13 protein-coding genes are annotated in these 15,285 nt (G+C 74.2%); 7 read left to right on the top strand and 6 right to left on the bottom strand.

The genetic code is table 11. The annotated features are described in order from the left end of the window. Positions 1 to 53: 53 nt before the first annotated feature. Entirely contained in the window at positions 54 to 1,130 is a 1,077-nt protein-coding gene (locus tag ACI79I_RS22510; RefSeq protein ID WP_456994550.1) for an alcohol dehydrogenase catalytic domain-containing protein, read from the bottom strand. 164 nt (positions 1,131 to 1,294) lie between these two features. On the opposite strand from ACI79I_RS22510, the gene ACI79I_RS22505 reads away from it, so the two are divergent. Continuing rightward, positions 1,295 to 1,645 carry a hypothetical protein gene (locus ACI79I_RS22505; protein ID WP_456994549.1) on the top strand — a complete coding sequence of 117 codons (351 nt, stop codon included), beginning with the start codon at positions 1,295 to 1,297 and terminating at the stop codon, positions 1,643 to 1,645. Positions 1,646 to 1,723: 78 nt separating this feature from the next. Here the strand turns inward: ACI79I_RS22505 and ACI79I_RS22500 are convergent, their stop codons facing one another. Continuing rightward, positions 1,724 to 2,578, bottom strand: a complete 855-nt coding sequence (locus ACI79I_RS22500; RefSeq protein ID WP_456994548.1) for a DNA-formamidopyrimidine glycosylase family protein — start codon at positions 2,576 to 2,578, stop codon at positions 1,724 to 1,726. 88 nt (positions 2,579 to 2,666) lie between these two features. Here ACI79I_RS22500 and ACI79I_RS22495 point away from each other — a divergent pair, with 88 nt between their 5' ends. Beyond that, positions 2,667 to 3,254 carry an antibiotic biosynthesis monooxygenase gene (locus ACI79I_RS22495; RefSeq protein WP_456994547.1) on the top strand — a complete coding sequence of 196 codons (588 nt, stop codon included), beginning with the start codon at positions 2,667 to 2,669 and terminating at the stop codon, positions 3,252 to 3,254. Between the two features lie 235 nt (positions 3,255 to 3,489). Here the strand turns inward: ACI79I_RS22495 and ACI79I_RS22490 are convergent, their stop codons facing one another. Further along, entirely contained in the window at positions 3,490 to 8,109 is a 4,620-nt protein-coding gene (locus tag ACI79I_RS22490) for an ATP-dependent helicase (protein ID WP_456994546.1), read from the bottom strand. Between the two features lie 123 nt (positions 8,110 to 8,232). Between ACI79I_RS22490 and ACI79I_RS22485 the strand changes: the two genes are divergently transcribed. The 5 genes from ACI79I_RS22485 (at position 8,233) to ACI79I_RS22465 (ending at position 12,911) form a co-directional block, all read left to right on the top strand. Continuing rightward, positions 8,233 to 9,378, top strand: a complete 1,146-nt coding sequence (locus ACI79I_RS22485; RefSeq protein WP_456994545.1) for an acyl-CoA dehydrogenase family protein — start codon at positions 8,233 to 8,235, stop codon at positions 9,376 to 9,378. A gap of 12 nt (positions 9,379 to 9,390) precedes the next feature. Continuing rightward, positions 9,391 to 10,677 carry an MFS transporter gene (locus ACI79I_RS22480; RefSeq protein ID WP_456994544.1) on the top strand — a complete coding sequence of 429 codons (1,287 nt, stop codon included), beginning with the start codon at positions 9,391 to 9,393 and terminating at the stop codon, positions 10,675 to 10,677. 159 nt (positions 10,678 to 10,836) lie between these two features. Further along, on the top strand, positions 10,837 to 11,031 hold the full coding sequence (locus ACI79I_RS22475; RefSeq protein ID WP_456994543.1) for a DUF3046 domain-containing protein: 195 nt from the start codon (positions 10,837 to 10,839) through the stop codon (positions 11,029 to 11,031). Positions 11,032 to 11,205: 174 nt separating this feature from the next. After that, the gene (gene recA, locus ACI79I_RS22470; RefSeq protein ID WP_456945572.1) at positions 11,206 to 12,243 is read left to right on the top strand and encodes a recombinase RecA; all 1,038 of its coding nucleotides are present in this window, start codon (positions 11,206 to 11,208) and stop codon (positions 12,241 to 12,243) included. Positions 12,244 to 12,245: 2 nt separating this feature from the next. After that, the gene (locus ACI79I_RS22465) at positions 12,246 to 12,911 is read left to right on the top strand and encodes a regulatory protein RecX (RefSeq protein ID WP_456994542.1); all 666 of its coding nucleotides are present in this window, start codon (positions 12,246 to 12,248) and stop codon (positions 12,909 to 12,911) included. A gap of 269 nt (positions 12,912 to 13,180) precedes the next feature. Here ACI79I_RS22465 and ACI79I_RS22460 read toward each other — a convergent pair whose 3' ends face one another. The 3 genes from ACI79I_RS22460 to ACI79I_RS22450 form a co-directional block, all read right to left on the bottom strand. Continuing rightward, positions 13,181 to 13,603, bottom strand: a complete 423-nt coding sequence (locus tag ACI79I_RS22460; protein ID WP_456994541.1) for a hypothetical protein — start codon at positions 13,601 to 13,603, stop codon at positions 13,181 to 13,183. A gap of 77 nt (positions 13,604 to 13,680) precedes the next feature. Then, entirely contained in the window at positions 13,681 to 14,580 is a 900-nt protein-coding gene (locus tag ACI79I_RS22455; protein ID WP_456994540.1) for an amino acid ABC transporter permease, read from the bottom strand. Next, positions 14,577 to 15,227: an amino acid ABC transporter permease gene (locus tag ACI79I_RS22450; protein WP_456994539.1), complete on the bottom strand. Its 651-nt coding sequence runs from the start codon at positions 15,225 to 15,227 to the stop codon at positions 14,577 to 14,579. Before ACI79I_RS22450 ends, ACI79I_RS22455 begins: the two co-directional genes overlap by 4 nt. Positions 15,228 to 15,285: the final 58 nt, after the last annotated feature.

Genomic DNA, 15,285 nt, shown 5'->3' with positions numbered 1-15,285 from the left:
GTGCCGGGGCGTGGGACGGGGAGGGTCGAGCAGGCGGGGCGCGGCCGGCCGCTTCAGCCGGGGATGAGGGAGACCTTGACGGACTTGGTGCCGGAGCCGACCAGGTCCAGGCCCTCCTTGAAGTCCTGCACGGGGAGCTGGTGGGTCACGATCTGGTCCATCGGCAACATGCCGGACTCGAGCATGCGGGCGGCGGCCGGCCAGCAGTGCGGGCCGAGGTGGGCACCGCGGACGTCGAGTTCCTTGTCGTCGCTGATGATGCTCCAGTCGACGGTGACGTCGTCCTTGAAGACGCTGTACTCGACGAAGGTGCCGAGCTTGCGGAGCAGGTTGAGTCCCTGCGGCACGGCCGACGGGTGGCCGGTCCCCTCGAGGTAGACGTCGGCGCCGTAGCCGTCGGTCATGTCCTTGATCCTCGCGACGGCGTCCTCCTCGGCGATGTTGATGGCGAGGTCGGCACCCACCTGCCTGGCGAGGTCGAGCTTGGCCGGGGCGACGTCGAGGGCCACCACCTGGGCGGGGAACTTCGCCTTGGCGCCGGCGATCATGCCGAGGCCGATCGGGCCGCACCCGGCGACGACCACGACGTCCTCGAAGTGGATGTCGGCCCGCTCGACGGCGTGCAGGGCGCAGGACAGGGGCTCGATGAAGGCCGCGTGCGCCGCTGGCAGGTCCTTGGAGATCTTGTGGACCAGCGCCTCGGCCGGATAGACCATGTAGGAGGCCATGGCCCCCGGGGTGCGGCGCTTGAAGCCGTAGAGGTCGTGCGGCGCGCACATGTGGTACTGGCCGCGCAGGCAGTAGCGGCACTTCCAGCAGGGCACGATCTGCTCCGAGGTGACCCGGTCGCCGACGTCGATGCCCCAGCGGCGGTGCGCCTCCTCGTCGAGGTCGACGACCTCGCCGACGAACTCGTGCCCGGGGATGACCTCGGTCTCGGCCCAGGCGGGACGGTTCTCGTCCCCCCAGAACTTCGCCGCGCCGTGGTAGCACTTCAGGTCACTGGCGCAGATCCCCACGGCCTCGACCCGGACCAGCGCCTCCCCGGGTCCGCGCTTCGGGACGGGGACCTCCTCGAGGCGGTAGTCCTCGGGGCCGTGACAGACGACCGCTTCCATGGAGTCCGGCATCGCTGCCTCCTTGCACCCGGACGTGTGATGGACCTCACACGCGGCGTTGACGTGCCGTGGAGGCTATGGGGGGCACCTGTTCCGGGCAACATCTGCGCCGATGGACCGGGCTGCGGCGGCCTGCTGGGTGGCCCGGTGCCTCCCCGCGGGTCCACCATGGCCGGGTGGCGGTGCGCAGCGACGCCCCGGGAGCCGGGCACGGCGACCCCGGTTACCGCCTCCTGCTCTGGGCCGTCCGGGGAGCATGGGCGAGCTGCGCCCTCGGGGTCGTGGCGATGGCGGCCGGCCTCGTCCTGCGGTCGCCGGCTCTGGTCGGCGTGTTCGGCGTCGGTCTGGTCGGGTCGGTCGTGGCGACCGGTGCCGCGCTGCTGTCCTTCCTGGCGCTGCTGGTCTCCCCGGCGCGCCTCGCCACGGTCGTGGCGGCGACCCCTCCTCCGTCCCTGCGCCGGCGCGCCGAGACGCTGCTCGCCGTCCTCCTCGTCGACCTCCTCGACCCGGACGAGCCGGGCCGGTAGGCCGTCCGACCGCGGCTCCTGGCACGGTGGCCGCACGACCGGAGGACCCGCCGCTGTCGGCGCCGGGGTCGGCGTCGGTCAGGACGAGCCGACCAGGGGGCGGGGCCGGCCGGGCTCCCCGGTGCGGGCCGCCGGGTCGATGGGGGAGCGGGCCGCCTGGCAGTTCGGGCACCAGTACGTGACGCGTTCCTGCGAGTCCGGCCCCTGGTCGCCGAGCAGGATCGGCGTGCCGCAGCGCCGGCAGGGACGGCCCTTGAGGCCGTAGACCCAGTGGGTCTCGCCGCGGCGCAGGCTGCCCGTCGTGCTCTGCTCGGGGTGCTCGAGGTTGGCCCGCATCAGCGTGCGGGCCCGTTCCACCAGGCCGGCGAGGTCCGGGACGTCGGCCACCCGGGTCCACGGGTGGGTGCCGGTCAGGAACAGCGACTCGACCTTGTAGAGGTTGCCGATGCCGGCCAGGTTGCGCTGGTCGAGCAGCGCGACCCCGATCTGCTCACCGGGCCGGCTGCGCAGCCGGCGCAGCGCCTCGTCCAGGTCCCAGTCCGGGCCGAGGACGTCGGGGCCGAGGTGGCCGACGAGCTGGTCCTCGTGCTCGGTGCGGACCATCGCGACGTCGTGCAACCGGTAGCCGACGCACTCCCACTGCTCGGTGGCCAGCACCGCGCGGACGGCGAAGGCCGGCCCGCCGCGCCACTTCCCGCCCGGCCGGTAGATGTGCCAGCTGCCGTCCATGCGGAAGTGGGTGCGCAGCGTCCACCCGTCGGCGAAGCGGATGAGCAGGTGCTTCCCGCGGGGGACGACCTCCGACACCGTGCGGCCGGCGAGGTCGGTGGCGGCCAGCTGGGGCACCCGCAGCTCGCCGCGGCGCAGCGTCGCGCCCGCGAGGGCGGTGTGCATCCGCTTCGCCGCCAACCAGACGGTGTCTCCCTCGGGCACGCCGCCAGTGTCCCCCGCGTGTCGCTGAGCTGCTGTGAGACCGCTGACAGCCGGGATGACGCCGCGGCGCCGATGCGCTCGACCTCGCGTGGCTGTGACGACCCTGCTCCGCTCCCGGCTCGCCCGCACCGAGGTCGCCGGGCGGGTGCCCGAGCCGGTGACGGTCACGGTGGCGCGGGTGGTGCGCCCCCAGCGGCGGCAGGCCTTCGAGCGGTGGGCAGCGGAGACGCTCGCGCTCGCGGCCACCTATCCCGGCAACCTCGGCGGCACCCTGCTCAAGCCCGGGCTGGGCAGCTCCGAGTACCACCTGGTCTACCGGTTCAAGGACGACGCCTCGCTGGCCGGGTGGGAGCGGTCGCCGGAGCGGCGAGCCGCCCTCGAGCGGATGCAGGAGATGGTGGACGAGGAGCGGTACGCCCGGGTCGCCGGTCTGGACAGCTTCTTCACCCGCCCCGCCACCCCCGGCCCGCGGTGGCGCTCCACGGTGCTCACCATCGCCGCGGTCTTCCTCATCACCTCGACGCTGCAGGTGCTGGTCATGCCGCACGTCGCCGGCTGGCCCTGGCCGTTCCGGCTGCTGCTGTCGGCCTGCATCGTGGTGGTGCTGCTCGGGTTCGTCGTCATGCCGGCGCTCACTCGGCTGTTCGCCGGCTGGCTGCGGCCGCAGCGCGACTGACGCCGGCTGGCTGGGGCCTGGCGCGACTGACGCCGGCTGGCTGGGGCCCCGGCGCGACTGACGCCGGCTGGTCGTGGTCCCGGCGCGACTGACGCCGGGCTGGCTGTCCGCGCCGCACGACCGACGCCGACCCGGGTGTCCGCGCCGCGCGACCGGCCCGGCCGCGTTCACAGCGCGACCGAGGACGGCCCCGCTGCATTCACAGCGCGATCGAGGCCGGCCCGGCTCCTCGATCTCAGGCGCGCACGCGCAGGCCCCGCGGGGTCGCGGCGAAACCGGCCGCCTGCAGCGCCGCCGACAGCGGGGTGGACTCGTGCACCGACGCGCCGTCGGCCTTCTGCACCACCATCCGGCCGAGCGCACCGGCGGCCACCGCCCCGGACAGCGCCGTCGCCGCCTCCTTGAGCACCGTCTCGTCCTCGGTCCACGACAGCAGCGTCTTGCCGCCCCGCTCGACGTAGAGCACCAGGTCGCCGTCGACGAGCACCACCAGGGCGCCGGCCTTGCGACCGGCCCGGTGCCCGGCGCCGGACCGCCGTCCGCCGCCGGTGCCCTCGCCGACGTCCACGGCCGCGGCCCCGTCGACGGCACTGCCCCCGTCGTCCCCGGCCGTCGACCGCTCCGGCCACGGCAACGCCGCCCCGTACACGTTGGCCGGGTCGGTCGCGGCCAGCACCACCGCCCCCGAGGGGACCCGGTCGGGCGTGGCGAAGCTGCGCAGCCGGTCCACCGCGCCGGGGGTGCCGAACTGGGCGGCGCCGAGGGTCTCGACGAAGTAGCCCCGCCGGGCGCGACCGTTCTCCTCGAAGGCGCGGAGCACCGGGTAGACCGCGGAGAAGCCGCCCGGGACCTGCTCGGCCATCACCGCGCCGCGGGTCAGCACGCCGTGCCGTTCCAGCAGCGCCTCGGCCCGGGCGGTCGTCCGCTTCGTGGCGTTGGCCTCCCGGTCGGGCAGCCGCGACCAGCGGCCGGCGACCGTCGGGGGCCCGGTGCGGGTTGGCATGGCCGGCCGGCCGAGCCGGGGGCGCCCGTACCGGGTGCGGTCCGGCCGGGCCCGCGGCGGCGCCGGCTGCCGCTTGTGCGTGCCGCCGCCGGACAGCCGGGTGCGCAGCGGGGCGAGCGTGTCGTTGGTGAGGGCACCGGCCCACACGAGGTCCCACACGACGTCGGCGAGCGCGGCGTCGTCGGTGGAGCCGACGAGGTCGGACAGGCCGCGGAAGAACATCGCCTGCCCGCCGGCCAGCCCTGCGAGCACGGCCGCCGCCACGCTGCCCTCGTCGGGCAGTTCCAGCGGGTCGGGGAGCAGCAGTGGGGCGAGGTCGGCCGGGACGAGGCTCATCCAGCCGTCCCCACCGGGCAGCCCGCCGGCCCCGGCCCAGAGCACCTCACCGGCGCTGGTCAGCTCGTCGAGCATGGCGGGGGAGTAGTCGCGCACCCTGGCCGGCAGCATCAGGGACTCCAGCGCGCTGGCCGGCACCAGCGCGCCGGCCAGTTGCTCCACGACGGCCAGCACGCCGTCGGGCCCCCGCATCCGGCTGCCCACCGACTGCCAGGACGGCGTGAACCGGGCGAGGGTGTCGATCGGCACCGGCTCCACCTCCTGCCGGAGCCGGGCCAGGCTGCGCCGGCGGATCGAGCGCAGCACCTCCGCGTCGCACCACTCCTGCCCCGTGCCGCCGGGACGGAACTCGCCGGTGACCAGCCGCCCGGTGCCGACCAGCCGCTGCAACGTGGCGGTGACCACGGCCACGCCCAGGCCGAGCCGGTCGGCCACCTCGGCGGGTTGGAAGGGGCCGTGGGTGCGGGCGTAGCGGCCGACCAGGTCGCCCAGCGGGTCGGGAACCGGCTCGGTGAAGACCTCCGGGACCCCGACGGGCAGCGCGGTGCCGAGCGCGTCGCGCAGCCGGCCGGCGTCCTCGATCGCGACGTGCCGCTCCTCGCCGGCGACCCGCACGACCAGCGCCCGTCGTGCGGCGACCAGCTCGTCGAGCCAGGCGCGGGGAACGCCGCGGGCCGCGGCCTCGGCAGGGGTCAGGTCGCCGAGGATGCGCAGCAGGTCGGCCGCGCCGTCGAGGTCGCGGGGGTGGCGGTCGGCGGGCAGGCGCTGCAGCTCCTTCTCGACCTCGGCGAGCGCCTCGGCGTCGAGCAGCTCGCGCAGCTCCGAGCGGCCGAGCAGCTCGGCCAGCAGCCCGGTGTCGAGGGCCAGCGCCTGGGCGCGCCGCTCGGCCAGCGGGGCGTCGCCCTCGTAGAGGAACTGTCCGACGTAGCCGAACAGCAGCGACTGGGCGAACGGTGAGGCGGACTGGGTCTGGACGTCGACGACCCGGACCCGGCGGGACCGCACGTCCCGCATCAGCTCGACCAGGCCCGGCACGTCGTAGACGTCCTGCAGCACCTCGCGGGCGGCCTCCAGGGTGATCGGGAAGCTGGAGAACTCGCTGGCCACCGACAGCAGCTGTGCGGCGCGCTGGCGCTGCTGCCACAGCGGCGTGCGGCGCCGGGGGTCGCGGCGGGGCAGGAGGAGGGCGCGGGCGGCGCACTCGCGGAAGCGGCTGGCGAACAGGGCGGAGTTGCCGACCTCCGCGGTCACCTCACGCTCGACGTCGTCCGGGTCGAGGACGGCGAGGTCGGCCTCGGGCGGTTCCCCCGTGGTGTCGGGCAGGCGGAGCACGATGCCGTCGTCGGAGTGCATCGAGGCGACGTCCACGCCGTACCGCTCGCGCAGGCGGGCGGCCAGCACCAGCGCCCAGGGGGCGTTGACCTGGGCGCCGAAGGGGGAGTGGACGACCAGTCTCCAGTCGCCGAGCTCGTCGCGGAAGCGCTCGACGAGGAGCGTGCGGTCGTCGGGGAGGTGCCCGGTGGCCTGCTTCTGCTCGGCCAGGTAGGTGAGCAGGTTGGCCGCACCCCACTCGTCGAGCCCGGCGGCCCGCGCCCGCTCGAGGCCGGCCGCCGGCGTCGCCGACCCGACCTCGCGGAGGAAGGCGCCGAGCGCGCGGCCGAGCTCCAGGGGTCGTCCGGGTGCGTCACCGTGCCAGAACGGCATCTTCCCGGGCTGGCCCGGGGCCGGGCTGACGAGGACCCGGTCGTGGGTGATCTCCTCGATCCGCCAGGAGGAGGAGCCGAGCAGGAAGACGTCGCCCACCCGGGACTCGTAGACCATCTCCTCGTCGAGCTCGCCGACCCGTCGACCACCGGAGCCCTCCCCGCCCACGAGGAACACGCCGAACAGCCCCCGGTCGGGGATCGTCCCGCCGCTGGTGACCGCCAGCCGCTGGGCGCCGCTGCGAGCGGTGAGCGTGTCGGTGACCCGGTCCCACGTGAGCCGCGGGCGCAGCTCGGCGAAGGCGTCCGACGGGTACCGGCCGGCCAGCATGTCGAGGACCGCGTGCAGCGCGGAGTCCGGCAGCGACCCGAACGGCGCCGACCGCCGCACCAGCGCCGCCACCTCCTCGACCGTCCGGGGCGCCTCGGAGACCATCGCGACGACCTGCTGGGCGAGGACGTCGAGGGGGTTGCGCAGGTACCGGATCGACTCGATGGTCCCCGCCCGCATGCGCTCGGCGACCAGCGCGCACTGCACCAGGTCACCCCGGTACTTGGGGAACAGCACCCCCCGGCTGACCGCACCCACCTGGTGCCCGGCCCGCCCGACCCGCTGCAGGCCCGAGGCGACGGTCGGCGGCGCCTCCACCTGGACGACGAGGTCCACCGACCCCATGTCGATGCCGAGCTCGAGGCTGGACGTGGCGACCACCGCCGGCAGCCGACCCGACTTCAGGGCCTCCTCCACCACCGCCCGCTGCTCGCGGGAGACCGAGCCGTGGTGGGCCGCGGCGACCGGCTGCACGCCCTCCGGCACGCCGCCCCCGGAGCCGGCCTGCGCCATGAGGGCGGCGGCGTTGGTGCCGGGCGGGACCGTCTCACCGGTGGCCCGCTCGTAGGCCAGCTCGTTGAGGCGGCTGGTGAGCCGCTCGGCCAGCCGCCGGGAGTTGGCGAAGACGATGGTGCTGCGGTGGGCCTCGACCAGGTCGAGCACCCGCTCCTCGACCGCCGGCCAGATCGAGGTCCGCGGCTGGTTGCCGGCCGCCGAGCCGTCCAGCTCGCCGGTCGGCTGCCCGAGGCTGCTCATGTCCTCGACCGGGACCACCACCGAGAGGTCCCAGACCTTGGCCGCGGGCGGGGCCACGACCTCCACCGGCCGGCCGCCGGCCAGGAAGGTCGCCACCTCCTCGATCGGCCGCACCGTCGCCGACAGCCCGATCCGCTGCGCCGGCCGGTCGAGCAGCTCGTCGAGCCGGTCGAGGGACACCGCCAGGTGCGCTCCGCGCTTGGTGTCGGCGACGGCGTGCACCTCGTCGACGATCACCGTCTCCACCCCGCGGAGAGCCTCACGGGCCGAGCTGGTCAGCAGCAGGAAGAGCGACTCGGGCGTGGTGATGAGGATGGCGGTGGGCCGGCGGGCGAAGGCCCGGCGCTGGTCGGCCGGGGTGTCCCCGGAACGGATGCCGACGGAGATCTCGGGGCGGGGCAGCCCCAGCCGGGCCGCGGCCTGCCCGATGCCGGCCAGCGGCGCCCGCAGGTTGCGCTCGACGTCGACGGCGAGGGCCTTGAGGGGGGAGACGTAGAGGACCCGGCACCGGGCCCGCTCGTCCTCCGGCGCCGGGGTGCTGGCCAGCCGGTCCAGCGACCACAGGAAGGCGGCGAGGGTCTTCCCGGAGCCGGTCGGGGCCACCACGAGGGCGTGCCCGCCGCTGCTGATCGCCTGCCACGCGCCCTCCTGCGCGGGCGTGGGTTCGGCGAAGGCCCCGGTGAACCACGCGCGGGTGGCCTCGGAGAACCGGTCGAGAGCGGACACGGGCACCAGTGTCGCCCGCAGCTACGACAGTTCGCCGGGCCGCGACCGGGGCGCGGGAACGCCTCCCTCGCGCGACAGCGACGTGGTCCGGGAGCGGGGGTGGCGTCGGGCACACTGACGGCCATGCGCCGCTCCCTGTACGAGGCCGAGCACGAGGACTTCCGTGACATGGTCCGGGCCTGGGCCGAGAAGACGATCGTCCCCTTCCACGACCAGTGGGAGAAGGAGGGCATCGTCCCGCGGGACGTCTGGACCTCGGCCGGCGCCCAGGGGCTGCTGGGCATCGACATGGAGGAGCGGTACGGAGGCGGTGGCGTCCGGGACTTCCGCTACCAGGCGGTCATCGACGAGGAGCTGATGCGGATCGGCGCCACCGGCGTCGGCATCACGCTGCACAACGACGTGACCGGGCCCTACCTGCGTGACCTCGGCACGGAGGAGCAGAAGCAGCGCTGGCTGCCCGGGTTCTGCAGCGGCGAGCTCATCACCGCCATCGCCATGACCGAGCCGGCGGCGGGCAGCGACCTGCAGGGGATCCGCACCACGGCCCGCCGGGACGGCGACGCATGGGTCCTCAACGGCAGCAAGACCTTCATCACGAACGGCATCAACGCCGACCTGGTCATCATCGTCGCCCGCACCGACCCGGACGCGCCCGGCTCCAAGGGGATCAGCCTGCTCGTGGTGGAGCGGGGCATGCCCGGCTTCACCCGCGGCCGCAACCTCGAGAAGGTCGGGCTCAAGGCACAGGACACCGCCGAGCTGTTCTTCGACGACGTCCGCGTGCCCGCGGAGAACCTGCTCGGCACCGAGAACCGCGGCTTCTACCACCTCATGGAGAACCTGCCGCAGGAGCGGCTGTCCATCGCCGTCGGTGCGGTGGCCTCGGCCGAGACGGTGCTCGCCCAGACCGTCGAGTACGTCACCGGCCGCACCGCGTTCGGCCGGCCGGTGAGCAGCTTCCAGAACACCCGGTTCGTGCTGGCCGAGCTGCAGACCGAGGTCACCATCGCCCGCACCTTCGTCGACGAGTGCCTGCGGCAGCTCGACAGCGGGGACCTGACCCCGGTCGACGCTGCCATGGCGAAGTACTGGACGACCGAGCTGCAGAACAAGGTCGCCGACCGCTGCCTCCAGCTGCACGGGGGCTACGGCTACATGGACGAGTACCCCGTCTCCAAGGCCTGGCGCGACGCCCGCATCCAGTCGATCTACGGGGGGACCAACGAGATCATGCGGGAGATCATCGGCCGCTCCATGGGGCTGTAGGCAGGGTCCGCGGTGACCGTCGAGACGCGTGCCCTCCCCGACCCGGTGCCCGTCCAGCGCCGGACCCTGGGTGTGCTGGGCGCCGGCGTGGCCCTCGCGGGGCTGGGGGTCACGGTCGGCATCACCGTCGGCGGTCTGCTGGCGCGGGACGTGGCGGGCACCGACAGCGCCGGGGGCCTCGGCCAGACCGCCGGGGTGCTCGGGGCCGCGGTGATCGCCGTCCCCCTGGCGCGGATCAGCGACCGGTCCGGCCGCCGGGCGGGGTTGGCCGTCGGCTACGCCGTCGCCGTCCTCGGTTCTGTCGTCACGGTCGTGGCCGCGCTGCTGTCCTCCCTGCCGCTGCTGCTGCTGGGCCTGTTCGGCTTCGGCGCCGCCACCGCCTGCGGGCTGCAGGCGCGCTACGCCGCCGCCGACCTGGCCGCCCCGGAGCACCGGGGACGGGCGCTGTCGCTGGTGGTGTGGGCGACCACCGTGGGCTCCGTGCTCGGCCCCAACCTGGCCGGCCCGGGCGAGTTTCTGGGCGACTCGCTCGGCCTGCCCCCGCTCACCGGCGCGTTCGCCATCTCGATGGCGGTCTTCGCCGTGGTGGCGGTGGGCCTGCTCGTCCTCCTGCGACCGGACCCGCTGCTGCTGGCCCGGCGGCTGAGGGGCACGGGGGCCGGCGGTGTCGTCCGCCCACGGCGGGCGACCGCGACGGCGTTGCGCGCGGTGTGGGCCGACCCGGGCGGCCGCCTGGGCCTGACCGCGGTCGTCGTCTCCCACTCGGTGATGGTCGGCGTGATGGTGATGACGCCCGTGCACATGGGGCACGCCGGGGGCCCGGAGGGGACGACGCTGCGCGTCATCGGCCTCGTGATCAGCGTGCACGTCGCCGGCATGTACCTGTTCTCCCCACTGGTGGGGCAGCTGGCCGACCGGGTCGGGCGCCGCGCCGTCGTCGCCGTGGCCGCGGCGCTGTTGCTGGCCGCGGCAGCGCTCGCCGGCACAGCCGCCCCTGGGGCGGCCCTCCAGCTGGGGGCGGGCCTGTTGCTGCTGGGCCTGGGCTGGTCCTGCGGGCTGATCGCCGGCTCCACCCTGGTGACCGAGTCGGTCGGGGAGCAGCAGCGGCCCACGGCGCAGGGCGGGACGGACCTGCTCATGGGACTGGGCGCGGCGCTGGCCGGCGTCGTCGGTGGCCCGCTGTTGACCTTCGGCGGCTACGGGCTCGTGGCGGCGGTGTCGGCTGCGCTGGTCGTCCCGCTCGTGCTGGTCTGGGCCCGGGCCGGCCTGGTGCCGGACCCGGCTCAGCGCCCCCGGTAGTTGCGGTAGAGCAGGACCAGCGAGACCACGAGGCACAGCACGATGCCGATCTCGAGGACGAGGTCCCACGTCGACGACCCGGTGCTGGGGATCACACGACCAGCGTAGGAGCCCGCCGGCCCGGGCGGTCCTCCGCGAGCGCGCGCTAGCGTCGAGGACGTGCGCCTGCAGGATTTCTGGTCCCGCCTCACCTCCCACTTCGGCTCCATGCGGGCCGAGAGCGTGGCCCGTGACCACGTCTTCGCCTCCCTCGGCGGGCGCACCGCGGTCGAGGCGATCGAGGCGGGACTCCCGGTGCGCAGGGTGTGGCTGGCCATCTGTGAGGAGTACGACGTCCCGCAGAAGGAGCGGTGAGTCGACGGCGCGGCGTGTCACCCTGGCAGTCGAACACACGTTCGGTCTAGATTGGTCCGGCAGTCCACAGGCCGGGTGCCCGTCCACAGGTCCACCGGTTCCCCCGGAAGTGTCAGACCCCCGCCCTAGCGTCGACACCGACCCGCTCCACGCGACTTCCCGAAGGTGAGCACCATGGCAACGCTCGACCGCGACAAGGCCCTCGACATGGCCCTCGCCCAGATCGACAAGCAGTTCGGCAAGGGCTCGGTCATGCGGCTGGGCGACAACGCCGCACAGGCGATCAAGGTCATCCCGACCGGCTCCATCGCCCTCGACATCGCACTCGGCATCGGCGGCCTCCCGCGCGGCCGCGTCATCGAGGTGTACGGCCCCGAGGCCTCCGGTAAGACGACGGTCGCCCTCCACGCGGTGGCCAACGCCCAGGCCGCAGGTGGCATCGCGGCGTTCATCGACGCCGAGCACGCGCTCGACCCGGAGTACGCCCGCGCGATCGGTGTCGACACCGACGCCCTGCTGGTGAGCCAGCCCGACACCGGTGAGCAGGCGCTCGAGATCGCCGACATGCTGATCCGCTCCGGCGCGCTCGACATCATCGTCATCGACTCGGTCGCCGCCCTGGTGCCCCGCGCCGAGATCGAGGGCGAGATGGGTGACAGCCACGTCGGTCTGCAGGCCCGGCTGATGAGCCAGGCGCTGCGCAAGATCACCGGTGCACTGAACAGCTCCGGCACCACCGCGATCTTCATCAACCAGCTGCGCGAGAAGGTCGGCGTCGTCTACGGCTCCCCGGAGGTCACCACCGGTGGCCGCGCGCTGAAGTTCTACTCGTCGGTCCGGCTGGACGTCCGTCGCATCGAGACCCTCAAGCAGGGGACCGAGGCCGTCGGCAGCCGGGTGCGCGTGAAGGTCGTCAAGAACAAGGTGGCCGCACCGTTCAAGCAGGCCGAGCTCGACCTCCTCTGGGGCACCGGCTTCAGCCGCGAGGGCGGCCTGATCGATGCCGGTGTCGAGCAGGGCTTCATCCGCAAGTCCGGCGCCTGGTACACGTACGAGGGCGACCAGCTCGGTCAGGGCAAGGAGAACGTCCGCAGCTTCCTGCGCGACAACCCCGACCTCGCCGACGAGATCGAGAAGAAGGTCAAGGAGAAGCTCGGCATCGGCCCGAAGCTCGACGCCCCTGCGTCCGCTGACGAGCCGGTCGACTTCTGACCGTGAGCAGCTGGCCCGAGGCCCGGGAGCGCTCCGCTCCCGGACGCCGGCGCGGGCGGCGATCCGTTCCGTCCCCTGACCCGGACGGTACGGACGCCGCCCTGCCGGCCGCCGGCCCGCATCCCGAGGACGACCCGGGTGACCCCGAACAGGTCGCCCGGTCCATCTGCCTGCGCGCGCTCACCGGCGCCCCGAAGACCCGCCGGCAGCTCGAGGAGCTCCTGGCCAAGCGCGGTGTCCCCGATGAGGCCGCTGAGCGGGTGCTGGACCGGTTCGGGGAGGTCGGCCTCATCGACGACGCCGCCTTCGCCCGCGCCTGGGTCACCTCCCGGCAGGCCGGGCGCGGCCTCGCCCGACGCGCCCTCAAGGCCGAGTTGCGTGCCAAGGGTGTCGACGGGGAGGTCGCCGAGGAGGCGGTCGCGCTCGTCGACGACGAGGACGAGTGGGCGACCGCCCGACGTCTGGTGCAGCGACGCCTGCCGAGCCTGCGGCGGGTCGACCGGGCCACCGCCGAGCGCCGGCTCATCGGCATGTTGGCCCGCAAGGGGTACGGATCGGGGCTGGCGGGATGGGTCGTCCGTGAGGCCCTCGACGAGGACCGCGCCGGCGAGGAGACCGACGAGCCCGGCCCGCACGGCGACCTGGGGCTCGACGCCTGGCTGCCCTGAGCGCCTGACGTCTCGGTGCCCGGACACCTGAGCGCCTGAACACGGGGGCGCGCGAACCCGAGGCGCGCGGACTCTCGGGCACCCCGGACCGGACGGCAGCGCCCGGCCGGATCTCCCCGGGCGCGACGCGACGCGACGCAACGCGACGGGGGAATCGCGCGAGACCGGCGTGCGCCGGAGGGTGGCCGACGTCGTTCACCCCGGCACGGCGACCGACGCCGGGGTCGGCGCCTCCCGCTCAGGACCCGCGACGAGGTGGGTGGAGCTGGTCAGCCCACGGGGCGGGCCGTCGCCGACCAGGCCGAGACGTCGACGGCGACTCCGTCGTGTGCCTCGTCGTCCGGCACCAGCCAGTCGCCGTCGGTGCCCCGGCCGTGCGCCAGCCAGGTCTGGATCTGCAGGTCGAACGCGCGCTCCGGTGAGGACGACACCCGGCTGACCGGGCCGAGGAAGGTCAGGTCGGCCTCCTCGCCGCCGGCGAAGCGGAGCACCACCCGGCAGCGCGACCGCCGGTGACGGGCCGGCGGGACCACCTCGCGGACCACCGCGCTGTTGGCGCCGGCGGCAGCGGCGAAGTCCGGCGCCGCCGCGCGCATGCGCGTCACGAACTCCTGAGCCGCATCGGTGATGCCGTCGGGCACCCGCACAGCGGCCGGCAGCGGCGGTACGGCGGGGCGGAGAGCGGTGTCCACGGAACAGGACTCGGCAGCTGAGGGGCCGGACGTGACCACCGGCGCCCCACGGGTCCCAGCGAGATCGCCCGTCGCCGTCAGACCCGGACCGCGCCGCCTCCACCGCCCATCTGCACGTCCGCGGGCAGCTCGGCCTCGGCCGTGGCCGCCGCCTTCGCATTGCGCCGGGTCCGCCGCTCGACGTACCGGGCCAGCCAGGACAGCAGCAGGTTCACCACGATGTAGATGAGGCCGGCGGCCACGTAGAGCTGGAACGTGTACCGGTTGCCGAACTCGAAGTTGAAGAACTCCACGAGGCTGCGCGCGGTCCGCAACAGCTCCAGGTAGCCGACGATGAAGCCCAGCGAGGAGTCCTTGAGCAGGACGACCAGCTGCGCGACCAGCACCGGCAGCATCCGGCGGACCGCCTGTGGCAGCAGCACGAGGGTCATCACCTGGGTCTTGCGCATGCCCAGGGCGAAGGCCGCCTCCCGCTGGCCGCGGTCCACCGAGAGGATCCCCGCCCGGAAGATCTCGGCCAGGACGGCCATGTTGTAGAGCGTCAGGCCCAGGACCAGCGCCCGGAACGCCGTCATCGAGACGCCGATGGTCGGCAGGAACAGCAGGCAGAACAGGATCAGCAGCAGCAGCGGTACGGCGCGGAAGAACTCGATCACCACCGTGACCGGGACCCGCACCCAGGCGTGGTCCGAGAGCCGGCCCGCGGCGAGGAGCGCACCCAGGACGGTGGCCAGCACCATGCCGACAGCGGCCGCCGCGAGGGTGTTGAGCAAGCCGTCCCAGAGGGCCTGCGGCACGCCGGTGGCCGGGTCGAACAGGATCGCCCAGCGCTCGGGCTCCAGCTGTCCGTTGGCGCCCAGCCGCCACAGGGCCAGCGCCACGAGGCCCAGGACCAGGAGGACGCCGACGACGGTCCCGACCCGCTGCCGCTGCCGGGCCCGCGGTCCGGGGAGGTCGAAGAGGACGGTGCTGCTCATCGGACGATCGCCACCCGCTTCTCGACGGCCCGGATCGCCCAGGCGGAGGGCAGTGTGATGACCAGGTAGCCGATGACCACCGCAGCGAACACGGCGAGCAGCTGGTCGGCGTTGACGTTCGACAGCCGCTGGAGGGCGGCGGTCAGGTCGGTCACCGCGAACCCCGCGGCGATCGAGGTGTTCTTGGCCAGGGCGATCCACACGTTGCCCAGCGGGGGGACGACGGTGCGGAACGCCTGGGGGAGGACCACCGTGCGCAGCGTCTGCCCGAAGTCCAGGCCCAGGGCGCGGGCCGCCTCGGCCTGGCCCGGCGGGACGGCGTTGATGCCCGAGCGCAGCGCCTCGCACACGAAGGCCGCGGTGTAGAGCGACAGGGCGGTGACCGCCGCGACGAACCGGCTGGGGAACTGCAGGTCGACGTAGACCAGCCCGAAGACGAGGAAGAAGAAGACCACGGTGAGCGGGGTGTTGCGGAACACCTCGACGTAGAAGGTGGCCAGCCCGCGCAGCGGCGGCACGGGGCTCACGCGCATGCCGGCGAGCACGGTGCCCAGTACCAGCGAGCACACGCCGCTGACGACCGCCAGGGAGAGCGTCGTCAGGAACGCGCTCCACAGCAGATCGAAGTTGTCTCGGATGAACTGCACCGCGCCCTCGGGAGGTCAGTGGTGGACGCGGCGTCGCCGGGCTCGGGGGCCCGGCGAC

This window comes from Geodermatophilus sp. SYSU D01105 (assembly GCF_054050095.1).
Note: the sequence above shows the minus strand (reverse complement) of the source record. Positions and strands in the feature narration are given on the sequence as shown.